This is a genomic window from Parabacteroides sp. merdae-related_45_40, assembly GCF_001915675.1.
Genome location: NZ_MNQY01000030.1, coordinates 26,899 through 52,741, shown reverse-complemented (window position 1 = coordinate 52,741; position 25,843 = coordinate 26,899). Strand labels below are relative to the sequence as shown.

General features: G+C 44.8%; 21 protein-coding genes and 1 pseudogene. 3 read left to right on the top strand and 19 right to left on the bottom strand.

The features are described from left to right. Nucleotides 1-111 precede the first annotated feature (111 nt). The 19 genes and pseudogenes from metH to BHV83_RS01160 form a co-directional block, all read right to left on the bottom strand. Nucleotides 112-3,804: a methionine synthase gene (metH, locus tag BHV83_RS01250; RefSeq protein WP_005865197.1), complete on the bottom strand. Its 3,693-nt coding sequence runs from the start codon at nt 3,802-3,804 to the stop codon at nt 112-114. Continuing rightward, nucleotides 3,797-4,756, bottom strand: a complete 960-nt coding sequence (locus tag BHV83_RS01245) for a nucleoside recognition domain-containing protein (protein ID WP_005855462.1) — start codon at nt 4,754-4,756, stop codon at nt 3,797-3,799. The genes metH and BHV83_RS01245 overlap by 8 nt, the downstream gene beginning before the upstream one ends. 6 nt (nt 4,757-4,762) lie before the next feature. Next, complete coding sequence (gene smpB, locus BHV83_RS01240; RefSeq protein ID WP_005855460.1) at nt 4,763-5,224, bottom strand: SsrA-binding protein SmpB; 462 nt, start codon at nt 5,222-5,224, stop codon at nt 4,763-4,765. 14 nt (nt 5,225-5,238) lie between these two features. Further along, nucleotides 5,239-5,805 (bottom strand): YIP1 family protein, encoded by a 567-nt coding sequence (locus BHV83_RS01235; protein ID WP_087346671.1) that lies wholly within the window; start codon nt 5,803-5,805, stop codon nt 5,239-5,241. A 33-nt stretch (nt 5,806-5,838) separates the two neighbouring features. Next, on the bottom strand, nt 5,839-6,588 hold the full coding sequence (locus tag BHV83_RS01230; protein ID WP_121961072.1) for a BFO_2992 family lipoprotein: 750 nt from the start codon (nt 6,586-6,588) through the stop codon (nt 5,839-5,841). 5 nt (nt 6,589-6,593) lie between these two features. Next, nucleotides 6,594-7,355 carry a BFO_2992 family lipoprotein gene (locus BHV83_RS01225; RefSeq protein ID WP_048927726.1) on the bottom strand — a complete coding sequence of 254 codons (762 nt, stop codon included), beginning with the start codon at nt 7,353-7,355 and terminating at the stop codon, nt 6,594-6,596. 128 nt (nt 7,356-7,483) lie between these two features. Next, nucleotides 7,484-8,257: a BFO_2992 family lipoprotein gene (locus BHV83_RS01220; RefSeq protein WP_286755552.1), complete on the bottom strand. Its 774-nt coding sequence runs from the start codon at nt 8,255-8,257 to the stop codon at nt 7,484-7,486. A 55-nt stretch (nt 8,258-8,312) separates the two neighbouring features. Beyond that, nucleotides 8,313-9,581, bottom strand: coding sequence for a porin family protein (locus BHV83_RS01215; RefSeq protein WP_005865185.1), 1,269 nt, complete (start codon nt 9,579-9,581; stop codon nt 8,313-8,315). A 6-nt stretch (nt 9,582-9,587) separates the two neighbouring features. Next, nucleotides 9,588-10,115: an RNA polymerase sigma factor gene (locus BHV83_RS01210; RefSeq protein WP_005865183.1), complete on the bottom strand. Its 528-nt coding sequence runs from the start codon at nt 10,113-10,115 to the stop codon at nt 9,588-9,590. 168 nt (nt 10,116-10,283) lie between these two features. Continuing rightward, nucleotides 10,284-10,634, bottom strand: a complete 351-nt coding sequence (locus BHV83_RS01205) for a cation transporter (RefSeq protein ID WP_286755550.1) — start codon at nt 10,632-10,634, stop codon at nt 10,284-10,286. A gap of 165 nt (nt 10,635-10,799) precedes the next feature. Beyond that, nucleotides 10,800-13,037 (bottom strand): TonB-dependent receptor plug domain-containing protein, encoded by a 2,238-nt coding sequence (locus BHV83_RS01200; RefSeq protein WP_022193095.1) that lies wholly within the window; start codon nt 13,035-13,037, stop codon nt 10,800-10,802. Nucleotides 13,038-13,150: 113 nt separating this feature from the next. Then, nucleotides 13,151-13,579 carry a hypothetical protein gene (locus BHV83_RS01195; RefSeq protein ID WP_008771636.1) on the bottom strand — a complete coding sequence of 143 codons (429 nt, stop codon included), beginning with the start codon at nt 13,577-13,579 and terminating at the stop codon, nt 13,151-13,153. A gap of 45 nt (nt 13,580-13,624) precedes the next feature. Beyond that, nucleotides 13,625-15,112, bottom strand: coding sequence for a glycoside hydrolase family 10-like protein (locus BHV83_RS01190; protein WP_022193094.1), 1,488 nt, complete (start codon nt 15,110-15,112; stop codon nt 13,625-13,627). A 12-nt stretch (nt 15,113-15,124) separates the two neighbouring features. Beyond that, on the bottom strand, nt 15,125-15,901 hold the full coding sequence (locus BHV83_RS01185) for a glycerophosphodiester phosphodiesterase (RefSeq protein WP_009017543.1): 777 nt from the start codon (nt 15,899-15,901) through the stop codon (nt 15,125-15,127). Between the two features lie 111 nt (nt 15,902-16,012). Next, a complete protein-coding gene (trxB, locus tag BHV83_RS01180; RefSeq protein ID WP_005865171.1) occupies nt 16,013-16,966 on the bottom strand; it encodes a thioredoxin-disulfide reductase in 954 nt (317 codons plus the stop codon). 37 nt (nt 16,967-17,003) lie between these two features. Beyond that, on the bottom strand, nt 17,004-17,678 hold the full coding sequence (gene lolA1 / locus BHV83_RS01175; RefSeq protein WP_022193093.1) for an outer membrane lipoprotein periplasmic chaperone LolA1: 675 nt from the start codon (nt 17,676-17,678) through the stop codon (nt 17,004-17,006). Nucleotides 17,679-17,680: 2 nt separating this feature from the next. Further along, nucleotides 17,681-20,209 (bottom strand): FtsK/SpoIIIE family DNA translocase, encoded by a 2,529-nt coding sequence (locus BHV83_RS01170; RefSeq protein ID WP_022193092.1) that lies wholly within the window; start codon nt 20,207-20,209, stop codon nt 17,681-17,683. Nucleotides 20,210-20,365: 156 nt separating this feature from the next. Next, a pseudogene (locus BHV83_RS01165) lies at nt 20,366-21,886 on the bottom strand (4Fe-4S dicluster domain-containing protein). A 21-nt stretch (nt 21,887-21,907) separates the two neighbouring features. After that, a complete protein-coding gene (locus BHV83_RS01160) occupies nt 21,908-23,293 on the bottom strand; it encodes an aldo/keto reductase (protein ID WP_005865158.1) in 1,386 nt (461 codons plus the stop codon). 211 nt (nt 23,294-23,504) lie between these two features. Here BHV83_RS01160 and BHV83_RS01155 point away from each other — a divergent pair, with 211 nt between their 5' ends. The 3 genes from BHV83_RS01155 to BHV83_RS01145 are packed head-to-tail and all read left to right on the top strand — an operon-like array spanning nt 23,505 to nt 25,816. Further along, complete coding sequence (locus BHV83_RS01155) at nt 23,505-24,053, top strand: DUF5063 domain-containing protein (protein ID WP_005865156.1); 549 nt, start codon at nt 23,505-23,507, stop codon at nt 24,051-24,053. Further along, nucleotides 24,050-24,631, top strand: coding sequence for a 3'-5' exonuclease (locus tag BHV83_RS01150; protein WP_005855416.1), 582 nt, complete (start codon nt 24,050-24,052; stop codon nt 24,629-24,631). The genes BHV83_RS01155 and BHV83_RS01150 overlap by 4 nt, the downstream gene beginning before the upstream one ends. After that, nucleotides 24,632-25,816: a class I SAM-dependent rRNA methyltransferase gene (locus BHV83_RS01145; protein WP_005865154.1), complete on the top strand. Its 1,185-nt coding sequence runs from the start codon at nt 24,632-24,634 to the stop codon at nt 25,814-25,816. Nucleotides 25,817-25,843 lie beyond the last annotated feature (27 nt).

Below are 25,843 nucleotides of genomic sequence, written 5' to 3'. Positions count from 1 at the left end.
GATCGATTTTTTACTGCAATGCCTATGCAGTGTTACTGCAATAGGTGTTGCAGTATTACTGCACAGGCATTGCAGCATCACTGCAACCCGGGTTGCAGTGATGCTACTAAATTATCCTATATTCCTACTCAATAACTTTCGGACTTGCTCCTCCGTTAAATTCCGGCGGCTCGCATAATCTCTCATCTGCTCCTCATCGATAGAACCGATCATGAAATATTGAGAAGAGGGATGGGCAATATAAATCCCACTAACCGAAGCCGTAGGATACATGGCACCATTCTCGGTTAACGAAACACCAATTCGCGACATATCGAGCAATCCATCCAATGTGAAATTCAATAATTGATCCGGTAGAGAAGGGTAACCGATAGCCGGACGGATTCCTTGGTATTTCACCTTGTAAAGATCCGGGATAGACAAGGATTCGTCTTTAGCATATCCCCAATATTCTTTACGTACTTTCTCATGAAGATATTCGGCTGTAGCTTCCGCTAGGCGATCGGTCAAGGTTTGCAGCAACATTGAATTATAGGTATCGCCTTCTTCCTCAAATTTATCCTTCAAACAATCAGCGCCAGCTCCAGCGGTAACGACAAACGCCCCTACATAATCAGTTCGCTCCTCGGAAACCGGTATTACATAATCGGAAAGACATTTATAAATATTTTCCTCTTTTTTTACTTGCTGACGTAATAAAGGCAGCGCTATATCACCCATTCGGATCGTATCCCCTTCACTATTCGCTGAGAAAAATCCGTAAATCGCTTTACAATATTCAACCTTCATATTGACCAGCCGATCCAATAACCTAACAGCATCCTTGTATAATTGCATCGCCTCGGTAGCCTTCGCACGATCTTTTTCCGGGAATCCGGCCAACCAAGAGGCACGACAAGAATCGCAACCATGTATCTGGGAGATTTCCGAGAAACGGCCATTCAATTTCCATGCGCTAAAAAAGAAGGTCCAGTGGATATAAGGAATCACTTCTTCCAAGGGGATATAAGGGATAACATGTACCCCCATCCGGGCCGGAACAACCGGTGTATACCCGGTCCAATCTATTTCTATCGGATGCTTACGAGCCTCTGAAAGAGAAGCCAAGGTCTCTTTCTTCTGCCCTAAAGAGGCACGCAAGGCTTCTTGTTCTTGTTCCAACTCCCTGATATAAGCGTCACGGGTATCTGGATTCAATAGTTTGGCGGCGATCAACGGATTCTGTGAGGCATCCAGCACATGAATCACCGGATAATCATAATGCGGAGCGATCTTCACCGCCGTATGCAATTTGGAGGTCGTAGCGCCACCCACCATCATAGGAATCGTAAGTCCCGCTTTCTGCATCTCGTCCGCAACATGCGCCATCTCTTCTAAAGAAGGGGTTATCAGGCCGGATAAGCAAACCAGATCCGGTTTCTCCTCGATCGCTTTCTTTATGATCACATCTGCGGGAACCATTACCCCTAAATCAATCACCTCGTAGTTATTACAAGACAATACGATAGAGACGATATTCTTACCGATATCATGTACATCCCCTTTTACCGTAGCGAAAATCACTTTACCGGCCTTCGCAGAGCCGGAAGCTTTCTTTTCAGATTCAATGGCCGGTTGTAAAATAGCCACGGCCTTTTTCATCGTACGTGCGGTCTTCACGACTTGAGGGAGAAACATCTTTCCGGCACCGAATAACTCGCCGACCTTATTCATTCCGCTCATTAACGGACCGTCAATTATATCCACGGCATGCGAATAAGTCCGCAAGGCTTCTTGTAAATCATCCTCCAAATAGTCTCCGATCCCTTTAATTAAGGCATGCTCCAAACGCTCCTTCAATGAAAGCTCACGCCAAGCCTCATGCTTCTCCGGAGTTTCTCCGGAAGCTTGAACATGTAAATTTTGAGCATAAGTAATTAATTCCTCGGCAGCTTCCGGACGGCGTGCCAAGATCACGTCTTCCAACAAGGTACGGAACTCCGGCTCTATATCCTCATAAAGTACGGAGGTAGACGGATTCACGATACCCATATCCATCCCCTTCCCAATCGCATGATATAGAAATACGGAATGCATAGCCTCGCGTACATGATTGTTCCCCCGGAAAGAGAAAGATAAATTACTTACACCACCACTCACCTTCGCACCCGGCAAGTTCTTCTTGATCCATTCAACGGCACGGATAAACGCCAGACCATAGCCATTATGTTCCTCCATACCGGTAGCGATCGCCAATACGTTCGGGTCAAAAATAATATCTTGGAGATTGAAATCGATCTTCTCGATCAATAGGCGATAGGCCCGTTCACAAATCTCAATCTTTCTTTCATAGGTATCCGCCTGCCCCTTCTCGTCGAAAGCCATCACGACCGCAGCCGCACCCAGTTGCTTAATACGGGCGGCATGTTTAAGGAAGACCTCCTCTCCTTCTTTCAAGGAGATGGAATTCACGATGCTCTTTCCTTGCACGCACATCAAGCCTTCCTCGATCACTTCCCATTTAGAAGAATCGATCATGACGGGTACACGGGCAATATCCGGTTCGGAGGCGATCAAGTTTAAGAATGTCTTCATTTCTTTCACGGCATCCAACATACCATCGTCCATATTGATATCGATCACTTGGGCGCCATCCTCCACTTGCTTACGAGCGATCGTCAACGCTTCCTCATAACTGCCTTCTTTTATCAAGCGTAAGAATTTCCGAGAACCGGCCACATTACAACGCTCTCCCACGTTCACGAAATTATTCTCCGGTTTCACCTCCAGCAGTTCCAAGCCCGACAGCCACAGGCAATCCGGTTTCAAAGCCGGGATATGCGGTTTAGCTCCTTTCACCAACTCCGGATACCGGGAGATATGCGCTGGAGTCGTTCCGCAACAGCCTCCGATAATGTTCACTAATCCCTCTTCCACAAAAGGCTTCACATGTTGGGCCATTTTATCCGGCGTCTCGTCATAGGTACCAAAACTATTCGGCAATCCGGCGTTCGGATAAGCGCTGATATAATAGGGGGCATACTTCGCCAACTCTTGTAAATAGGGCTTCATATCCGCCGCTCCGAAAGAGCAGTTTAAGCCAACCGAAACAATATGTGTATGCTGTATGGAAGCTAAGAAGGCCAATAAAGTCTGTCCGGAAAATGTTCGTCCACCTTGCGCAGACAAAGTCAAAGACAACATAATCGGCAGGTCTTTTTCTTTCTCTTTCAACACGACCTCAGCCGCTTCCAATCCCGCTTTTACGTTCAACGTATCGAAAGTAGTCTCGAAAAGGATGATATCCACCCCGCCATCAACAAGTCCCTCGACTTGCTCCTTGTAGGCATTATACAAATCTTTATAAGTTACGGCACGATAAGCGGGATCGCTTACATCCGGACTCATGGAAGCTGTCTTATTGGTAGGACCGATCGATCCGGCCACGAAGATCGTACGATCCGGATGCTCTGCCATATAGGTATCCGCCACTTCCCTCGACAATCGGCCGGCGGCCAGATTTATCTCACGTACATAGGCCTCCATCGCATAATCTGCCATGGAAATAGCATTCGCATTAAACGTATTCGTAGCGAAGATATCCGCTCCCGCATCCAAATACTGACGATGAATAGACTGGATTACATCCGGGCGGGTGATACACAATAAATCATTGTTCCCCTTCAACTGTCCCGGAAAATCGGCGAAACGTTCGCCTCGGTAATCTTGTTCGTTTAGTTTGAAACTTTGGATCATGGTACCCATACCACCATCCAAGATCAAAATGCGCTCATTCAAGAGTCGCAGAAATCGTTCCTTATTCATAAATATGTTTTACCTTTCTTGCGTACATATAACTATATCCCCGGAGGATCCATACCACAGCGATGGCGAAAAACAGACGGGTAGGCACCACCCAAAGAACGGGTACCCCTATCGCGGCAAAGATGATCGTATCTTCCAACAGGGAATGGCACACGGCCAAATGATGGTTCAGCAAGTTGCCGTCACCGTAAGACAACTTCCTCTGCTCCATTTGCTCTACCATAATAGCCCCGCCATAAGCCAGTCCGACCACATTACCTACCAACCACAAAAAAGCGGCATCTTGAGGCAAGCCAAATAATCGCATCAGCGGAGAAAAGACCGAGGACAATCCTTTCATTAGATTAAACTCTTCCAATATATAATGAAGGATCATTAAAGCCGTAACAATTATCAAAATAGAAATCACCACCTTCATCGAGCTGGTAAACCAAAGTACGAATACTTCCAACCAATTATCGCATACAGCCGCACTTTGAGCGATCCCGACCTGTCCCCATCCTTCATGGGGCATTACCCAATTCAAAGAAAAGGCGATCACGAAACTCATGATCAAACGGAGCAGCGTCATCTCCCAGAAAGAAGACCCGGTCTTTGCCTGTACGGAGGATTCTACCATTAGATTATGGGAAGTAAGGCACATCAATGCCAATATCGTAGCTTCACGGACTCCTAAAGACATCGAGGTGATCAAAGCGATCGGAGCATATAATGGGGAGAATATACTGGTTATAAAAACAATGGCTGTCTCCCCCGGCAGACCCACCAACGAGAACACGGGCACTAACCAATCCGAGATCTGACCTAATATTCCGGAATATTGCAATATACGGACCAATAAAGAAATAGGCAAAATAATCTTTAGCAGCCATAAACACGTCTTGCCTGCTTTAGGCAGAGCTTTCAGGATACATCCCCAAACCCTACCGATCACGCCTTGCCCTGTTTCCATCTCGACTTATCGTTTGAAAGCCCGATCCATCTCCCGTCGGTCGTCACGTTCCCGGATGGAGTCTCGCTTATCATATTCCTTTTTACCTCGTGCGATCGCGACGACTACTTTCGCCAATCCTTTCTCATTGATAAACAAACGAGTGGGAACGATCGTAAAACCACTGGCACGAACGGCGCCCTCGATCTTTCGTAATTCCTTTTTGGTAAGAAGTAATTTCCGGTCCCGCCGTGCGTTGTGATTATTGTACGTACCGTAAAAATATTCGGCGATGTACATATTCTTCACCCACAGTTCCCCTTTTTCCACGATACAAAACGTATCTACCAAACTCGCCTTCCCTAAACGGATCGATTTAATCTCCGTTCCGGTCAGTACGATCCCGGCCGTAAAAGTGTCGAGCAACTCGTAGTCGAACGTCGCCCGCTTATTCTTTATCTGTATGTTATTACTAATCTTCTCTTTCATCTTGTGTTATTCTGTCAAAAACTCAAACCGGGCATCAGCATCGATAACAAAATCTCGATAACTACCGGAGTCAGTAATATTATGGCGGTTGTAAATCCTACGAACTTCAAGCGGATCTTCTCCTCGACTCCCATATAAGGACCAGCGCCTTCCCAAACAATATAAAATGTATAAAGGATAAATATCCGCAAGAAGAAAAACTCGGGAAGCAACATCAATACGATATTCAAAGCGAACATCAACGACGAGGAATACCCGACGAAGCGCAACCACAGTTTCAAATCCTTCTCCCGTTTAAATATACCTTGCCATATCTCGTTCATCAGATAAGCCCCGAGGTAAAAACCACCGAACGAGGACACCAATGTCCGGATAGACGACTTCAAGGCCAGCTCTAAATCAAACTCCTTCCGCGTAAACAATACGCCCAGAAAAGCCGCGACAGTAACGAAGCCGATCAAAGGATACACGAATCGGGATAAGAACTCCTCCTGCTTCTCTCCTTTTTTCGCTAACAAGACCCACGCCTTCGCCGGCTGTGAGATGATAGCGATTACCCACCTAAATATCTCCTTATACATCTCTGTTTACTTTTAAATAGCAAAAGTATATATTTAATTCGTAAAACGCAACGTAAATACGTCGGTAGCCCCCCAAACACATGCGGTTGTATCCGCATTATAGCGTTCGGCATAATTTATTTTAAAGTTTATCTCATTTTGCCCCTCCCTGCTCTCTATCGCTTTGGCTTGGTCCAAAAACTTATCGATCGTAAAAGCGGTCGTATTGATCCATTTAGTGGAATCGCCGGTACCCCCCTCTTGGGTTACCCGGAGATATAGGTTATAGATCCGTTGTCCGTCATCATCTTTTTCCACCTCCTGATCAGGGTTATAGGATAAATTGAAAATATCCTTTTGGTCTACCTGATGATTTACATGTTGGGTTTGCAAGAAGAAACGTCCTTCCAAATAAATACTTTTCTTAAAGTCCAGCGTAACCAGACGCTCCTTGTCCAATACAACCGTAGTATCAGTCAATGTCTCATGCAAAGGCCATACAGCGACCGAATCATACTTATAAATCTCAGCGTTGTAAACACCATTGCCCAATTCCTCGCTAAAATTCGTCTTGAAATCAACCACACAGCAGTCGCCATCTTTCAAATCCGTCCGATTCTCAAACTCAGAGGAAGAGACGATAAAGATCTCCCCTTGATCATCCGCCGTGTAGATACATCGCATAGGATTCTCACGTATCACTCCTACTCGATGATAATTGATGGAATTACTTCCATCCCCCATACAAGAGGTCATTAAGAAAAATAAGGATAAAAATAAGCCGTATAAAATTCGCTTTCTCATCTTCTTTAGTTTATAAGTAAAGGATCTGTTACTCCCCATGTAAACTGGGTACTATCTTTCGGATTAATTTGATCGATATAATGAATCCGAACATACATATCCGCGTCGCGTCCACCTTGTTCTCGCATATCCTTGATAAAATTCGCCAGATTAAAGGCATTGATAACCGCGATAGCCTCCTCTGCCTTATCCTCCGGCTTTCCGGTCGTAGCGGCAGCCCGTAAATATAAGGAATAAATTGATTTCCGATTTTCAACAACTGGTTGTTGAGTCGGATCATAAGTCAGTTGCCAATTTAAAGCCCGGTCTTTTGTTGTCCAACAGGCGGAAGGCAAAAACAAATAATCTTCCAATTTGACGTACAGAACAGAGTCGTTCGGATTAACCGCAAGTATCGGTTGCTCATTTGTCAATAGTTTATGCGTATCCGTAAGAGGACTCTCAGCGTTTTGCTGGTTAACGGCGGTTTCCCCTTGTATCGTCACCGTATAATACCCTTTTTGTTCCGCACCCGTATTTTCCGGCAAGCTAGGATCATAATCAAAACTCACCAACAAGCATTTACCCTCTGAGTATGAGCTCAGCTTCGTCGCATAGATCCAACCGAACCGGGTATTAGCCATCATCAACGCGCTATCTCCATGTTGACGAACCACAGCGGCGGTCGTTCCCGGATTATAGACGTTATTTATGTCTTTTAGGCAAGAGGTAAACAGACCCATGATAACCGCCACCCAGACAAAACCTATTAAATTCTTGTATCTCATTTCACAATACTCCTCTTAAAGTACGCAAAGATACGATCTTTACCCATATACATAAAAAAAACGGCAAAAAAATAGGGCGTATCGATAATCTTCTTATCGGTACGCCCTCAACTTCTATACTAATTTCTTTATGAGTTTTTCACGACTTGGAATAGAACGGTATAAGAAGCCCATTTCAAATCCGTACTATCTTTTTCATTAATCGTATTTAGATAATTGACCTTAAGATTAAAAGACTTTGAATCTTTATTAGCCTCAGCGCTATTCACAGACTCCAATACAGACTTAACATTAAACGCACGGACTTCTCCTATGGATGATGCAGCAGAACCTGTTCCGTCCGCTACTTTAGCGACACGCAAGAACAAGTCATATGTCGGGACATTATCCACCATAGTAGGCTCCTTTGAACGATCCCAATATAAAGTATAAGAATTTTTCTGATCCTTAAACATATCCATTGTTATAAAGAAGAATAAATAACCGTCTACATACACCCCATAGTCGCCATTGCTAAATAGGTTTTTTACAGGTATCTCATTCTGAAGTAAGCTGGCCGAATCTGGCACATTATAAAAGACTGGCTGTCCTTTTGTTATCTCATCTGCCACAGAGATTGTCGCTGTTAAATAACCATTTGTCGCCGCATTCGCATTCTCCGGAGAATTTAGGTCTAATTCATAGTTGATCAAGTAACAAGCTCCGTCAACTACTTGTGCCGATAAAGACGGAGAGTATAATGCTCCCATATTTGTATTCAGTACCGTTTTATATGTCTTTTCAGAAAGACCTGCGACACCAAAGCCGGCACGAGTCACCGTATTATTCGATTCTCCAAGACAAGAGGTCAACAACAATAATGACGCAGCCGCCGATGCTCCAATTAATTTAAATGCTTTCATAATTCAATTTTTCTATTTTTAAGTATTTGTATTTACACTGTTAATCTATCGAGTATTAAAAACCAAAACGAAATCCGAACTGAAGGCTCATGTTAAACGGCTTCTCCGAATGGATGGTTTCGATCTCGCTACCATTATCAAAATAATAGCTGGCTCCCACCTCAGCGAAAGCGCTTACAAAACGGATAATCGGATAACTTACACCCGCACGGGCATTTACAGACCATAGCCATTCTTTCATTCGAATATGTTCGCTTTGCTTTGCGATCTCTACCTCATCCGAGAATAATTTCATTCTACGTTTGCCTGCGACATTCACTTCCGCCATACCTCCGGCAGAGGCGTAAAACATAAAACGATTCCATTCCGCGATCTTATAAGTCAATGATAATGGAATTCCTATAAAATGCAATCGCTGATCATTCTCTATATGATACGTATTATTCGTACTCCACTCCGATCTTAAGTAAGAATAAGTTAATCCAGTCTGCAAAGAAAAACGATTATTCAAATAACGACTAATTGAGATCCCCACCCCAATAGGCGTCTTATGATGAATATCCGTCTTAGCAGGATCTTTCTTCTCCGCATCGAACGAATTTAAGCTCATCAGATTCTCACTCTTAAGCACGCTGCTATTCGTCACATACTGAGGGACCAGATTATCAGCGCCCATAGAAAGACCTCCACCTCCCATACCGAACCCCCATTTCCGGGACGCAGTCTTCTCCGGCTTCTTTTTAGCAACAGGAGTAGCATCCGCGACAAGTACATCATTCTTGAGAACAACTATCTCATCATTATTCCTTTCAACCTCCGGCTCAACGGTATCTTTCTCATTCGCCGGTATATCAGCAGACATTACCTCCGACTCAGAAATAGGCCGATCCTCTGCGCTCTCTACATTTTGCCGGAACGCTGCCATCCTAGCCTTAGCTCCCACTTTAACCGCTCCAGATGCCGCTTTTGCCTTCACGACCGCAGCAGCAGGAATAGTCGCTAATACGGGTGCTTGCTCCATCGTTTTCTCTACCGGAACAACCGGGGTATCCACGGATGTCGACTCTTGTGAAGACTGTATTTCTTGGGCTATAGGTAGATCTTCCATCTCCCTGTCATATAAATAGATACCACCCGATACGACCAATAAGGAGATCACGGCGGCGGCAACCCAGTAGCGAAGCGTACGACGCAAAGGAACCGGAGCCTTTCCGGGCAATCGATCGGCTATAGCCTCCCAGTCGCCGGGTAGCGTATCCATCTCGAAATCCTCTAGCTTCGATCGGATCGCGTCATCCCATATATCTCTTTCCTTTTTACTCATCTTATCTCAATACAATGCGTTAATTCTACGTTGTAATAACTGCTTGGCACGGGTATATTGGGAACGGGAAGTACTCTCTGTTATGTTCAACATCTCACTGATCTCCTTATGAGAATATCCCTCTATCGCGAACATATTGAATACGGTACGGAAGCCAACCGGCAACTCCTTCACTAGATTCATCAACTCAGCCGCCGACATGTCCGAGATAGCCGAACTATCGGGTTGAATCAGTTCCGCCGTATTGTCAAGATCGGTCGCTTCACGCAACACATCCGACTTTCGCAGATATTCCAACGCACAATTAACAAAGATCTTCCGCATCCACCCCTCAAATGAACCACTCCCTGTATAGGAATCCATACTGGTAAAGATTTTCACGAAGCCATCCTGCAACAAATCACGAGCCGTTTCCCTGTCGTTCACATAACGAAGGCAAACTCCCATCATTTTTCGGGAATACGCATCATAAAGCTCTTTTTGAGCTCGTCTCTCCCCCTTCCGACAACCCTCTATCAGTTGTAGCTCATTCATTCAGTCGTGCCTTGAACGTCTCCCTTCTGGAGACTGTACAATATTAGGATGTAAATAATTAAACAAACGCTGCATTCCGTAGAAAAATTATTTCATAAACAGGGCGGACACTCCGGCCCGCCCTCACGGAACATCTGCAAAGATAAGATGTTCTTATGAATTTCCATGTTAATGAGCGTGAGTATGCTCACTTTTTTTCGCCGGAGGTACCGGACAGCCGGTGCCATTATCTACCGGAACCGCTTCCATACCGATCTTTTTGAAGGCCGCGGCCAAGCGGGTCTTCGAAGTCTTATCCGTCTTGTAAGTCACAATGGCCGTACGGGTGCTCAGATCACATTTCAAGTCGGTCACTCCTTTCTCGAAAGCGATATTTTTCTCGATCTTCTTGATACAGTGATCACAATCCATCGCTTCGATAAAGAATGTCACAGAGTCCTTCTTCTTTTTCGCTTCTTGGGCGAATGTCATCGATACCGTACATACGGCACAAAATAGCAACATAATTAATCGTCTCATAATCAATTGTTTTTTTTAATATTAACAGTTCTAATTATCCATTCATATCTACCAAAAGAAAAGCACCACTATAGGCATCGGGCTACACGTATATAGGCGTAGGGGCACACCAGTATACGCATAGGCCTACACGTATATACGTACGGGCTTATACGTATATACGTGTCAATCCCTGCTTATATTAAAGCGGATACCCGCATAAATTTTCCGTCCATGCACCGGTCCCCACACCATAGATCCATCGAAGTTATCCCCTCTGGGATTGCTGGCATCGATAATCGGATTCGGTTGTTTGTAATTAAACAGGTTCTCCGCTCCCACGTAAATAGACCATTGACGGAAATATTTCGTAATCTGCGCATTCACAACCGTATAAGCCTTAAAATTCGGCTCCCATAACGGATTAGACGCATCCGGTGTCGGCATACGACCGCCTCCATTAAACTGGCCGGTCAAATCAAACTGCCATTTTTTCAACGGGGTTTGATAAGAAGCGGTCAATAAACCTTTATAATCACTAACCAACGGCTTTTTCAATCGATGCGCCACACCCTCCTCATTCCGGTAATCGGTCTTCGCGTCCGTATAACGATAAGCGGCCGTTAACGTAAATCCCCGGAAAAAAGGATAGGAAGCCTCCACTTGGAAGCTATTCGAATAGGAACGCCCATCCAGATTGTAGAAACGAACCGCATGAGGATCACTATCCATATCCACCACGATTTGCTTCAAGAAATCGGTATAATACCATTCCCCGCTCAAGCTCAGTTCCTTCCCGAACAAAGGTATATAAAATGACAGATTCAGACCGGTATTCCACGCTTCTTCTTGATCCAGATTGTCGGCGATATACATTTTTCGACTACTGGATAACAAAAAGTTGTTCTCTGCCAGCACATTCGCTGTCCGGAATCCTTTACCTGCCGAAGCCCGGATATGGAACCAGTCAAAAGGATTATATTTAATATGTACACGAGGGGTTACAAAGAAATCATACAACGTACTATAATCCGCACGTACACCCGCCAATAAGATCAGTTTATCATTCAGATTGAACGTATATTGGGCATAAGCTCCCGGCACGACTTCCGTACGGTCATAGGCATGACGGACCGACTCTCCTCCCGCATATTGAACCAGATTCTCGTCGAAACCATCATAGTTCATACTTAATCCGGTACTCAAGCTATGCATCGGCGTAAACTCCTTTTCATACAGCAAACTGGCATATACATTATTCTGATATACATTATAGGGCGTACGGTCATATCTTGATTTTTGCTCATGATAAGAACCGGAAAGTATCAATGCCACGCTCTCTACCTTTTCCTTATCGATAATATAGGCCTGCTTCGTAAATAATTCGGCCCGGTTCGTATTTAAATGAATCCGATACGGGTCGGTGAAATCATGGTGTTTCGTATCCTGCCCACCGGTACGGCTCTCATGCAGATAGCGAACTCCGTATTGAGCCACGTATTTATCCAATTTATGATACCAACGATTCATTACGTTCACCTGTTCCCTTAGCGGCGTATCGAGAAAACCATCGTCATTACCGTCATGTTGCATTTTATCATTCGAGTAGTGTACCAATAAACCGGTAGAGAGCTTGTCGTTGATATGCCAAGAAGCATCCGCATTCCCTTCATAACGTCCGGCATCACTAGCGAACACATTAGCAGAGAAAATATCCGCCGTAGGGGGCTTCTTGAATTCCACGTTGATTTGTCCGGCCAACGCCTCATACCCATTCTTAACCGAAGAGGTTCCTTTAGACACCTGAATACTTTCCATCCAAGCTCCCGGAACATAATCCAAGCCATATAAGGAAGCGGCCCCCCGGAAATTCGGGTAATTCTCGGTCAACATTTGTACGTAGGTTCCCGCCAATCCCAACAGCTTAATTTGCCGGGCACCTGTAGCCGCATCCGAGTACGATACATCGACAGACGGATTTGTCTCAAAGCTCTCCGCCAGATTACAGCAGGCCGCACGGCAAATCTCATCGTACGTAATTTTCTGAGTTTGCAATACGCTCGTACGGGAAGCGATGGTTCCCATCTTGCGCTCACTAACCACGACCTCATCCAAGGCGATCTCACCTTTTAAGAAAATCTGCATAGCATCGTCCTTCTCATCCACAGGGGTGACCTCAGTCATATAACCGATATAGCTAACCACCAGATTCTTGGAGTCACCTTTTCGTTCTAACTCGAAATTTCCATCCACATCGGACGTGGTTCCATTTTGGGTTCCTTCCCAATATACATTTGCACCGATAATAGGTTGTTTGTTTTCATCACATACACGTCCTTTCACTTTCTTGCCGGAATCCTCGGCCCAAGTCAAAGTAAAAGTCAAACAGGGCAGTAAAAATATCAGATATAATTGTCTTAACATGATAGTTGTTATTTGATTGAATCGTTAAATACAGTTTCCGCAGGGATAGAGCATCCCCTACCTTAAAAAACCAAAGGGTATTCAGCGAGCAGCTTCCACCCTCACGAATACAATCAAATCAAAAGCGTAGTCAATAAAGAAAGGTACACACGAGGACAGGCTACGGGAGGACCTGTCACCCTAATCTCATAGGAATCAGCAAATAAGGAAGCGATTTGTAAACTCTCGAAAATAGAGGAGAAGAGCAAATCATGTACGACTGGTTGCAGATCCGGTACTTGTATATTTACAGAATTCCAATCAAAATCAACCCGTTCAATGCCACAGCCGTTCATGCCACAACACTCCACCGTATTATTCGCAAGATTATCACGACTATGATCATGTCCATGAATCTCACAGCACTTAGCTTCCAATAAAGCCTCCACTCCCTCTTTCTCGCAAACGCCACAACAATAAGATACGAAATTAACCCCCGCTCCCCCATAAAAGATTAAGGAAGCAAGAATTACAAGAAACAAGGATGTGGCAAATCGTCTCATATGCCGCAAAAATAAGCAAAAAAACTCGAAATCAAAATACCCCCTTTACTTGATAAATTTAGACAGGTAATAATAGGTATCCGGAGAAGGTTCACTCTCTATCCGGTAACGGGTGGAAGCCGTTACAGAAAATGTATACCCACGTTCAGACTCTACATCGATAGGAAGAAAAAGCTCGTTGCCATAAATATTTGTAGCTAATATGGATTTTGCCGAAGCCGTATCGATCGAATCTGTCAATGAATAATAAACGGTATAAGTTAAGTCCTGCTTTTCCGACACAGGTTTCTCCCAAGTTAAGTGCAACTCATCGTCCAAACGTTCCACTTTGATCCCCTCCGGTGCGGCAGGTACCGAATCATTCAGCCAAGTCAATGGAGGCAATTGGGCCGGATATTTATAGTAATTGTCTCTCAACTCTTTATAAAGTCCCTTGTCATTATACAGGACATTTCCACAACGAAAGAACGCACAGCCGGCTCCTCCGTAATAACGGCTATAATCGATCTGGTCCGTTATATCATTCACGGCCCAGTCCGCCTCACTCTTATCCATTCGATAAGCTCCCAAGCCGGGTACGACCAAACGCCCGTTACAATTATCCACCCAATTATCCACGAAAGGAAAGAAATTCTTATGCAGGTAATACATCATCGGAACAATCATATCTTGTTTACCTTGTTGCATCCACATCTTAGGGTCTTGGAAGACACTTTCGTAAGCGGTCCAACCCGCATTAGGTACCCGTTCAATACGATTATATTTCCCGAGTGGCGAACTGCTAACCTGCACCCAAGGTTTCGTTTGCTTTACCCAATCGTAAATACGGTAAACCATCCGGTTGATATTCTCCCTACGCCAGTCTGCCAGAGACTTTTTCTTACCGGATCTATTATACAGCGTTTTATCCGGGAATGTTTTCGCCTCTTCGGGATAGCGGATATAATCAAAATGGATGCCATCTATATCGTAGCCATTCACGATCTCCTTGACCAAGGATAAAATATAATCGGCGGTCTCCGGTACGCCGGGGTCCAAATACCACTCTCCATTATGCCGTTTGCAAAGTTCTGGTTTCTTTTTAACCACGGAAAGCTTTCCTTGCTCCTTCACGCTTTTTTCCGTTCCCAACGGGAAAGTCACGAACCACGCATGGCATTCCATTCCTCGCTTATGGCATTCATCAACGACAAAAGCGAGCGGATCATATCCCGGTAATACCCCATACTTACCAGAGAATGTCTTAGTGGCCGGTTCGATAGCCGAACGATAAATCACGTCTCCCCTCAAGCGAGCCTGAATGAAGACCATATTAAAATTCGCTTCTTGAAGCCGGTCCAAGATATCAAGCAATGCCTGTTGCTGGGCTTTTCGTCCCGCCTCGGTAGTAGCCGGTTTATGAGGCCAATCCAGACCATAAACCGTAGTCAACCAAACCGCACGAATTTCCTTTTTGGGAGGCTCTACCGCTTGTAACAGACAAAAAACGGGTAAAGCCAGCGACAGGATAAGCAACAGACAAAACTTTCTCATCTTTATAATGCCTTATTGAGCCCGCGAATGTAGTATTTTTTGAGTCTCTTCCGGTAAATCAGTCGTAATAAAATCGACTCCCATATCGATCATCTCTTCCATTAATTTAGGGTCATCTACGGTCCAGACATTCGAAGTCATGCCTAGGACTTTACAATCCTTCACCCAATCCGGATGAGATTGCAAGACTTTATAATGGTAGTCTAATCCTGTAAAACCAAGCTCTTTCAATTCCATCGGGGATAATTCTCCATTCAGATAAGAAACCTCAGATTTCGGACATAGACGGATGAATTCTTTACAAGCATCCATATTAAAAGATATATAATCCGTACGTTTCGCTAATTTCATACGCTTCACCATATCTACAACAGCTTTAGCAGCCTCACGGTTGCGTTCCGGGGTCTCATGAGCTTTCAGTTCTAAAATTAACCGGACATTCTTCAATTTCTTCGCACGTTTCAAATATTGCTCTAAAGTAGGGAGCTTTTCGCCGTTGCTCAATTGCAAATCTTTCAATTCATCATAAGTACAGGATTGAATATGTTTTCCTTGGATATCATTATCATGGAATATTACCAGCACATTGTCCGCCGTAAGATGTACGTCGAATTCCGAGCCATAGGCACCAATCTCGCTGGCACGTTCCAAAGAACGGATAGAGTTCTGAGCAGAGCCCTCCGTTTTCCAATACCCCCGATGGGCGATCACTTTCGTGTTATCCTTTGCCGCTACCATTCCTGCCATCATCAGGCAAAGTAGCAAAAGAAGAGTAGATTTTAAATTCATGGAAATTAAATTAGTTGACAAATGACAAGTGACAGTTGATAGTTGACAAGTGACAGTTGACAGTTAAATACCGCTTGTCGCAACTGTCAACTATCAATTGTCAACTGTCAACTATTTTCCGATCTCTGATAAATAACGTTCAGCCTCGATAGCAGCCTTACAACCACTTCCCGCAGCGGTAATAGCTTGACGATAATGGGGATCAGCGACATCTCCAGCGGCAAACACACCCGGAACTTTCGTTCGGGGAGTTCCCGGAACTGTCTCGATATAACCGATCTCGTCCGTATCTATCCATGGCTTGAAGATATCCGAATTAGGTTTATGGCCAATCGCCAAGAAGAAACCATCGATAGCGATATCCACTTTCTCCTCATCCGGCTCTCCCATACGTTTTACCAAATGAGCACCTTCCACGCCATTCTCACCAAATAAACCCAGGGTGTTATGTTCGAAAAGCACCGTGATATTCGGAGTCTTGAAAACACGTTCTTGCATTACTTTTGAAGCACGCAAATAGGGTTTACGCACGATCAAGTAAACCTGCTTCGCCAAACCAGCCAAGTAAATCGCTTCCTCACAGGCCGTATCCCCACCACCTACTACCGCTACCGTCTTTTTACGATAGAAGAAACCATCGCAAGTAGCGCAAGCGGATACACCCATACCCGCATATTTATGCTCATCCGGAAGACCCAGATACTTCGCGGAAGCACCCGTAGCGATAATCAAAGTCTCCGTCTCGATCACTTTCTCACCATCAATCGTAATTTTATAAGGAGCCTCGCCCAAATCAGCGGCGGTAGCGATACCGAAACGGATATCCGCACCAAAACGGACGGCTTGTTTTTTTAAATCTTCCATTAACTCAGGACCGGTTATACCGTCCGGATATCCCGGGAAATTCTCCACCTCCGTAGTTGTCGTTAATTGTCCCCCCGGCTGTATTCCTTCATAAAGCACCGGAGATAAATTCGCACGGGAAGCATAAATCGCTGCCGTATAACCTGCTGGACCCGAGCCTATAATAAGGCAACGTACTTTCTCATTCACTGAATCGCTCATAGTATCTAAGTATTAATTATCAATTTTCAATTCTCTATTATCGAAGGTCTATCACCTCTACGTCCGGATAATCCCCTTCGTTAAAAACAAAAAAACGATCCGGTTGGTTTATACCTGTTTTCAATTGGCTGATCTGGATCGTACTGCTAACGCCGTTTTTAGAAGTAACCGTGATACGAGCCGGGAAATTTGAATATTTCTCGATTTGCAACTCCACTTTCACGATATCCCCTTTTTTCTTCGGTGTCAATTCCACATCGTAAGCGGCTTTTCCGTTCGGTGCCGTACTCTCGCCTTTATAAGCCGCCGTGAATCCCTTCTTATAACTATTTAATAAAAGAGCGGGATTTGTAAATTGCAACTCTTCTCCCGTAGGATTCGTCACGTTCACCTCATCGTTCCGTTCCACATACGTCCATTGCGTCGTACCATTAAACCAAATAAGCGCATCCGGCGTGACTAATGTAAACTTATCACCTTTCATCTGGATGGTTCCCTCAAAACTCTCTCCCGCATTCTGACCGGCAGAACGGGTAAACATCGTAAAAGAAGCGCTTATCCCGTTCGAATTCTCATAAGCAGCGGCCGCCTTCCCCAAGATATCATTCGCATTCTGGGCATGCGCCCCCACTCCTAACCCCAACAGGAAGCACAAGAATAATCCGACAAACGCGATACACCGCCACACTCTTATTTTATGTTCTCTTCTCATATTTATTTCAAAGCATTTAATACTTGCTCCAACGAATACTCATCTTGCACCAATACTTGACGGGCCTTACTTCCCTCAAACGGGCCAACAATACCGGCAGCCTCCAATTGATCCATCAAACGTCCGGCACGATTATAACCGATAGCAAATTTACGCTGGATCAAAGAAGTAGAACCTTGTTGCTGAATCACGATCAAACGAGCCGCCTCGTCAAATAAGGGATCTCGATCTGATAAATCGACTGCTCCCGAAGTTGATGCCTCCCCACCTTCCGGCACATAGTCCGGAAGCAAATAAGCGGTTTGGAAACCAGTCTGCTCACCGATATAATCCACGATATCCTCCACCTCGGGCGTATCTACGAAAGCGCACTGCACACGAACCGGCTCTTGTCCCGCCACGACAATCAACATATCGCCCCGTCCGATCAAACGGTTAGCGCCCGGAGCATCCAGAATCGTACGTGAATCGATCATAGAAGCAACCTTAAAGGCAATACGGCTCGGAAAGTTACTCTTGATCGTACCGGTAATCACCTTTGTATCCGGGCGTTGCGTAGCCAAGATCATATGGATACCTACCGCACGGGCCTTCGCCGCAATACGAGAGATAGGCAACTCGATCTCACGTCCGGCCACCGCGATCAAGTCGGCAAACTCATCCACTACCGCCACGATATAGGGTAAGAAGCGATGTCCCTTCTGCGGGTTCAACCGCCGTTCGATAAACTTAGCGTTGTATTCCTTTATATTACGAACATTCGCGTTCACCAGTAAACGGTACCGGTCTTCCATCTCGATCACCAACGAGTTCAATGTAGCGACAGCGTCAGCTGGCTCCGTAACGATCGGCTTCTCCGCATTCGGAAGTTTCGCCAGATAATGACGTTCTATCTTGGAATAGATACTAAACTCAACCATTTTCGGGTCTACCATCACGAATTTCAACTCCGATGGATGCTTCTTATATAATAAGGAAGTGATGATCGCATTTAGACCGACAGACTTACCTTGTCCCGTAGCACCGGCTACCAATAGATGCGGTGTCTTACAAAGATCGAACATGAACACCTCGTTCGTAATCGTCTTACCCATCGCCACAGGCAACTCATACTTACCCTCAATGAATCGGCGTGAAGCGATAACAGATTGCATCGATACCGTCTGAGGATTCTTATTCGGCACCTCGATACCGATCGTTCCCTTTCCGGGCATCGGGGCGATAATACGGATCTGCAAAGCGGATAAACTCAAGGCGATATCATCCTCCAAGTTCTTGATCTTAGAAATACGGACACCCGCCTCGGGTACAATCTCATAAAGCGTAACCGTAGGTCCGACTGTCGCTTTGATCGAAGCGATCTTTATATTGAAATCTTCCAAGGCTTGCTTGATCAAGCGTTGGTTTTCCGCCAATTCGTCCCGATTGATCTCCATGCTCCCACTATCATACGCTTTCAGCAAGTCCAAGGTAGGGAATACATAACGGGAAAGATCCAAACGGGGATCATACGTACCCAAGGCCGAGGCATCGTAGGTCTCATCATTACCAGCGGCAACTTCCACCGTGAATCCGGCATCCTCCTCATCCCCTAATTCCGGGGTATTTATCTCCTCTGTCTTTTCGTTTATCGGATCATCGTCACCTTTTGCGATCGTAACGACTAAATCATCAGCAGCAGCGACCTCTTCCTCCTCATATTCTGGTACTGTTTTACGGTTTTCTTTCGCTTCGGCCTTCAACAATTCAGCCTCCGTATCAAACTCTTCGTAATCATCCATTTCCGGTTGTTCATCCGGTTGCTCTACGACAGGCTTAGAGCGAGGAATTACAATATCCTCTTTTTCCGTCTGATCCACTTCAACCTCATCTTCTCGGCCTTCACGTTTCAAACGATTTTTCACCCAACCTAAAGAGAACATACGCTGCAAGAACGGAATAGTCTTCTTACTGGTAAAAATAGCGATGATTAAGAATGAGCCTAATAAAAGCAAGATCGTTCCGGGAATTCCGATATTGGTAATAAACATCTCCGAGATGTAATATCCGTGTTGACCGCCTAGATAAATAAACGTATCCTCATATCCCTTGATAAATATGAAAGCAAAAAACACAGATCCCCAGATCAACGCCGAAGCACTGAACAAGAAACGTCTCAACAAGGATACTTTATTTAAATTCATGAGTTTCGCCCCAACCGATCCCAAGAAAAAGAGGATCATAAAAGAAGAGATGCCAAACCAACGGTTCATCAACAGATCAGACAAATACGCCCCGCGTACGCCCGTCCAATTCTCTACCGATCCTCGATTGGTCAACAAATCCCCTAAAGGAACATTCTCTATTTTACTTTGATCGGCGGCTCCTGTAAAGAAAAACGAAATCAAGGCAAGCCCTACGTAAATGGTTAGTATAGAGATAATCAAACCTGTAATGAAACGGGTCCGTTCATTTGTAAAAAAAGTCTTCAAGGCTGCGAACCAGCTCGGCTCTGTATGATTTTGCTTCGTTGTTGTTGTCTTCTTTGCCATAAATAGTTTCTCAATAATTCTTTTATAACACGCAAATGTACATAGAAAAATCGAGTCTGACGAACCTTTGAAAAAAAGACGTACGTGTTTTCTGAAAAACATGTACATGTTTTCGCAGAAACACGTACATGTTTTTAGGGATAGATTTTAACGGCATTAAATAGATCTGTGCATCTCATGCCCTTCCACATAGATCGCGCTATAAGGACGAGACGGACAAAGATGCTCGCAAGCACCACAACCAATACAAGTTTCCGTATTGATCACCGGGATCTTTAACGACTTTGGATCTGCCGGATCTTTCGCCACCATCTGGATCGATTTTGTCGGGCAATGGCGTTCACAATTACCACAACTCATACCGTCCGTATTGACAATACAAAGATCTCTTACCCATACGGCATGACCGATCTGTATAGCAGATTTGTCTTCTTTCGTAATAGGTTTGATCGCTCCCGTCGGGCAAACCTCCGAACATTTCACACATTCCGGACGGCAATACCCTCTATCGAATGCCATCTTCGGCTGCATCAGTTTCATCAGATCCGTAGACGGGCGCAGGACATGATTCTCGCAGACAGATACACAAAGCTGACACCCCGTGCAATGTTGCGCCAGATTCCCGATACTCAAAGCTCCGGGAGGAACCAATGGCGCCAAACGATTCGGCTCTTTACGTTCTTTAATCGGCGCAAAGCCTCCGTCTTTCTTCATCTCCACATAATCCTCCAGTTTTTTCTGCTGAGCATGCAAAACGGAAGACATGGCTACCAATGCCGTAGCCGACAAGGCTCGACGGCGGGAAACATCCGTAGTGTCCTTCGTTAAGGATTCTTTTACCGAAGTAGCTTTATCAGCCTTGCGTGCCCTCGTATACGAAATCGCGCCTTGACGGCAATTATCCAAGCAGTCCATACAAGTCACGCAACGGCTATAATCGATCGCATGATTCTTAGAATCGATACAGGAAGCCTTGCATTTACGTGCGCATAATCCGCAACCATTACATTTATCGGTATCAATGCGAGGTTTAAGTAAAGCATACTTCGACAAAAAACCGAGAACCGTACCTACCGGACAGATCGTATTACAATACGTACGTCCATTTCTCCAAGCTAAAATCGCCAATATGACAAAGCTCAGAATAGCGATTCCCATCGTAGCCAGACTACGCACCCATACGTCCACCGAATAGAAAGCGTAACTATCCATACGTTCCGCGAAATAGGCCAATAGATTGTTGCCCTCTTGATAGATTGGCGCAAATAAATTAGAAGCGATACGCCCATAAGCGCTATAAGGCGAAATCAACGCTACCAAGGAACCGACACCAGCAATACAAGCCACTATAAAAACAACCAAGGTACCATAACGTACCCACTTCAATGCGGGAGAATAGGAAAAGCGGTATTTCTTCCGTTTACAAGCAAACCACGAAATAATATCTTGCAATACCCCTAAAGGGCAGATAACGGAGCAATATACACGCCCCAATAAAAGAGTCTAGATTACCAACCCTACCACAACACCGACATTCAAAGCCAACAACGCAGGCCAAAACTGTATCTTTGCCAACCATCCGAACCAAGTGTGAATCGTACCCGTGAAATCAAGAAATAACAGGGTTATCAGCACAAAGCAAAAGGTGGCGGCGAATATTCTTATTTTTCGTAACATAATTTTCCGTTTGTTTAAAGGTTAACCATTCACTTTCAACTCTTCCACGAATTTATCGATACGCTGCATCTCTTTGGGGATATCGATACCCTGCGGACAATGAGGATTACATTGCTCACACCCTGTACAATGGTTCGCTTGACGCAACTTTGGGACACTCCGGTCATAACCGACTAAGAAGGCACGACGAGCTTTCGCGTAATTTTCGTCTTGCGCACTTTTCGGAACATTTCCTTCGTTCACACATTTATTATAATGTAAAAGAATGCCCGGAATATCCAACGCATATGGACAAGGCATACAATATTTGCAATCATTGCAAGGTATTGTCGGATATTTCATCATAAGCTGGGCCGTCTCTTCCAAAAAGTCTTTCTCCTCGTCCGTTACCGGAATAAGCGGGGAATAGGTACGGATATTATCTTGCAAATGCTCCATATACGTCATGCCGCTTAACACCGTCAAGACCCCATCCGGAGAGCCGGCGAAACGAAAAGCCCATGAAGCCACGCTATTCTCAGGCCGTTGCTGTTTCAAACGAGCAACGATATGATCCGGAACATTCGATAAGCGACCTCCTAATAGCGGTTCCATGATAACCGCCGGAATACCTCGCTTCTCTAATTCGCCATACAGATAATCAGCGTTTACGTTACGCCCCGAGGCATGTTTCCAGTCCAGATAATTCAGCTGGATCTGAACGAAATCCCATTTCACGCCCATATCCAACACATAATCAAACACTTTTACATCCCCATGAAAAGACCAACCTAGGTTACGGATACGTCCCGCTTCCCGTTCTTTCACCAAGAAATCAAGCATTCCATTATTTATATAGCGGTCATTGAAAAGCTCGATACCATTCCCCCCACCGATAGAGTGAAGCAAATAATAATCCAGATAATCGGTTTGCAAATCACGGAACGACTGCCGATACATCGCCAACGAGTTTTCTCTCGTATAGTTCTGGAAGTTTGACAGTTTAGTGGCCAAATAATAGGAGTTCCTAGGATGGCGTGCCAATGCGATACCGGTCGCTTTCTCGGACATACCTTGTACATAAACAGGAGAAGTATCAAAGTAATTCACCCCATGTTCTATCGCATAATCCACTAAACGATTCACGGCTTCTTGATCAATCTGGTCTTTACCGTCCGATCCTTGTTTCAAGGGCCAACGCATACAACCATATCCTAAAATAGAAACCTTATCGCCATTCGTAGGATGTTGGCGATAGGTCATTTTATCGGTAGGAACCTCACCTAACGCCACAGCCGCCCCCGGCTCATTCTTGGGAGCGCAACCGTAAAGCGCCGCCGAAGAGGCGACAGCCCCACCCCCAAATACCTTCAAGAATTTACGGCGATTCATCTCTTGAGGGTTCTCATTCTTTCCACATGAACTCATAACTCGATCGGTTTTTTTATCCTAATTAGTATATCCAACATTAGTCTATCATTAACATTCCTTCTATTAATTGCACAAAAATAATAAAACAGGAAATATATAGGAGAGCAATCCCCGACTAAAAAGAATATTCGGGACTTTATCACGAAAAAAACGGATTTTTGTTGTATTTTTGCGAATTGTTATCAAGAATGATTAGACGAACAGGCACATGGAAAAAGAAGAAAATCCGATATACGAGCGCAACACGCTAGAATTTGTTACGGTAGCACTGGAATATTGTACCTTTGTTGAGACCGCCGGAAATACCGGGCTTTTCGACTTCGTAGATAAGGCGACAAAACTCCTGCCTCTATTATACTTAAAGGCCAGCCTGTTGCCCGAAGTGGAATCTGAAGAGGAAACCGAACTCGAGCTTTCCGTTTCAGAAGACATGTACGAGTCGGTTCGTTCACGGATAGCCGGTTTGCTTGGCGAACGAGATTCCTATTTGGAAACATTTCATGCGGATATGCGGTATAGCGATACTCCTATCGCAGCGTTTATTTCCGAGAACTTGGCTGATGTCTATCAAGATACAGGAAATTTCGTATCTTTATTCCGTCAAGGAAACGAGGAAGTTATGCAAGAGGCTATCGCTTTGTGCCGCACGAACTTCCAAGAATACTGGGGACAGCAATTATTGAATGCCTTGAAAGCGTTGCACGCTGTGCGTTACAGTGGTGATGAGGATTTGGAAAAGAATGAAGAGGAAGAATGATACAACAATTTATACATACAATTGCTAAAGAGGAAATAGCGAAACTTACCGTAGAGGAATTCAAGGGACGTATCATTACGATCCTTAGTAAAGAGGAGGCAGACAAGGCCGTAGAGTACTTGCTGCGTTTTCCGATCGTCGGTTTTGACACGGAGACCCGTCCCAGCTTTAAGAAAGGACAGCGTTACAAGATCTCATTGATGCAGATATCAACGGATGATACTTGTTTCTTGTTCCGCTTGAATCATATCGGTATACCGGAATCTCTGGAGAAATTCCTGAAAAGCAGTTCGACCTTAAAGATCGGGTTATCTTTACGGGATGATTTCGGGGCGATACGGAAGCGTTCGGATATAGAACCCGCCAATTTCCTTGATTTACAGAATTACGTAGGCCAGTTCGGCATCGAGGATGCCAGCCTGCAAAAGATATATGCGATACTTTTCCAAAAAAAGATATCAAAAGGACAACGCCTCACGAATTGGGAGGCGGATGTATTGACAGACTCACAAAAGAAATATGCGGCCCTCGATGCTTGGGCCTGCCTAAGAATATATAATTTATTGAATCAAGCATAAATGGAGTATTGTAAAGTTTTTCTCAAGCCTAAGAAAGAAGAATCGCTATTGCGTTTCCATCCATGGGTATTTTCCGGAGCGATCCAATCTGTTGAAGGCGACCCGGAAGAGGGTGACTTGGTAGAGGTATACGGAGCGAACCAGCGTTTTTTGGCGATCGGCCATTACCAAATCGGCAGTATCGCCGTACGTGTGTTATCTTTCACCCCAATCGCCATCGACGATGCTTTTTGGGTTGAACGTATCCGTATCGCTTACGAACTCAGAAAGACCTTGCGGCTGGCTGGGGTAGAAAATAATAATACGTTCCGCCTGATTCACGGCGAAGGCGATAACTTACCGGGATTGGTGATCGATATGTATGCGCATACGGCGGTTATGCAAGCACATTCGGTAGGAATGCATTATGCCCGTCATCAGATCGCGGAGGCTTTGAAAGCGGTATTGGGCGATACTTTACAAAACATCTACTATAAATCGGAAGCGACTTTACCTTATAAAGCGAATTTAGGTAGCGAAGATGGTTACTTATTCGGAGGCGAAGTGGAAGATATCGCTATAGAAAACGGACTGAAATTCTGTGTAGACTGGCAGAAAGGCCAAAAGACAGGTTTCTTCGTGGATCAACGGGAGAATCGCTCTTTGTTGGAGTATTACGCAAAAGATCGCTCCGTATTGAATATGTTCTGTTATACGGGCGGTTTCTCTTTCTATGCGATGAGAGGAGGCGCTAAGGTGGTTCATTCCGTAGATAGTTCGGCGAAAGCGATTTCTTTGACGAAAAAGAATGTCGAGTTGAATTTCCCGGGAGATCCCCGTCATGAGGCATATGCGGAAGACGCGTTTAAGTATTTGGAAAAAATGGGAAGTAATTATGATTTAATCATATTGGACCCTCCTGCGTTCGCTAAACATAAGAATGTACTACGTAACGCCTTACAAGGGTATCGCAAATTAAACGCGATCGCTTTCGAGAAGATCAAGCCGGGAGGAATCTTGTTTACCTTCTCCTGCTCACAGGTTGTCAGCAAGGAAAACTTCCGTTTAGCTGTATTTAGCGCCGCCGCCCAATCCGGCCGTAGCGTTCGTATCTTGCATCAATTAACCCAACCCGCAGACCATCCGGTGAATATCTACCATCCGGAAGGTGAATATTTAAAGGGATTGGTATTGTATATAGAGTAAAATAGATATTAAGGGTGAGAAATTGAA

Coding starts and splice junctions, on each gene's coding strand:
- metH (WP_005865197.1), bottom strand. CDS start 3,804: ATGAATAAGGAACGATTTCTGCGACTCTTGAATGAGCGCATTTTGATC.
- BHV83_RS01245 (WP_005855462.1), bottom strand. CDS start 4,756: ATGGAAACAGGGCAAGGCGTGATCGGTAGGGTTTGGGGATGTATCCTG.
- smpB (WP_005855460.1), bottom strand. CDS start 5,224: ATGAAAGAGAAGATTAGTAATAACATACAGATAAAGAATAAGCGGGCG.
- BHV83_RS01235 (WP_087346671.1), bottom strand. CDS start 5,805: ATGTATAAGGAGATATTTAGGTGGGTAATCGCTATCATCTCACAGCCG.
- BHV83_RS01230 (WP_121961072.1), bottom strand. CDS start 6,588: ATGAGAAAGCGAATTTTATACGGCTTATTTTTATCCTTATTTTTCTTA.
- BHV83_RS01225 (WP_048927726.1), bottom strand. CDS start 7,355: ATGAGATACAAGAATTTAATAGGTTTTGTCTGGGTGGCGGTTATCATG.
- BHV83_RS01220 (WP_286755552.1), bottom strand. CDS start 8,257: ATGAAAGCATTTAAATTAATTGGAGCATCGGCGGCTGCGTCATTATTG.
- BHV83_RS01215 (WP_005865185.1), bottom strand. CDS start 9,581: ATGAGTAAAAAGGAAAGAGATATATGGGATGACGCGATCCGATCGAAG.
- BHV83_RS01210 (WP_005865183.1), bottom strand. CDS start 10,115: ATGAATGAGCTACAACTGATAGAGGGTTGTCGGAAGGGGGAGAGACGA.
- BHV83_RS01205 (WP_286755550.1), bottom strand. CDS start 10,634: ATGAGACGATTAATTATGTTGCTATTTTGTGCCGTATGTACGGTATCG.
- BHV83_RS01200 (WP_022193095.1), bottom strand. CDS start 13,037: ATGTTAAGACAATTATATCTGATATTTTTACTGCCCTGTTTGACTTTT.
- BHV83_RS01195 (WP_008771636.1), bottom strand. CDS start 13,579: ATGAGACGATTTGCCACATCCTTGTTTCTTGTAATTCTTGCTTCCTTA.
- BHV83_RS01190 (WP_022193094.1), bottom strand. CDS start 15,112: ATGAGAAAGTTTTGTCTGTTGCTTATCCTGTCGCTGGCTTTACCCGTT.
- BHV83_RS01185 (WP_009017543.1), bottom strand. CDS start 15,901: ATGAATTTAAAATCTACTCTTCTTTTGCTACTTTGCCTGATGATGGCA.
- trxB (WP_005865171.1), bottom strand. CDS start 16,966: ATGAGCGATTCAGTGAATGAGAAAGTACGTTGCCTTATTATAGGCTCG.
- lolA1 (WP_022193093.1), bottom strand. CDS start 17,678: ATGAGAAGAGAACATAAAATAAGAGTGTGGCGGTGTATCGCGTTTGTC.
- BHV83_RS01170 (WP_022193092.1), bottom strand. CDS start 20,209: ATGGCAAAGAAGACAACAACAACGAAGCAAAATCATACAGAGCCGAGC.
- BHV83_RS01160 (WP_005865158.1), bottom strand. CDS start 23,293: ATGAGTTCATGTGGAAAGAATGAGAACCCTCAAGAGATGAATCGCCGT.
- BHV83_RS01155 (WP_005865156.1), top strand. CDS start 23,505: ATGGAAAAAGAAGAAAATCCGATATACGAGCGCAACACGCTAGAATTT.
- BHV83_RS01150 (WP_005855416.1), top strand. CDS start 24,050: ATGATACAACAATTTATACATACAATTGCTAAAGAGGAAATAGCGAAA.
- BHV83_RS01145 (WP_005865154.1), top strand. CDS start 24,632: ATGGAGTATTGTAAAGTTTTTCTCAAGCCTAAGAAAGAAGAATCGCTA.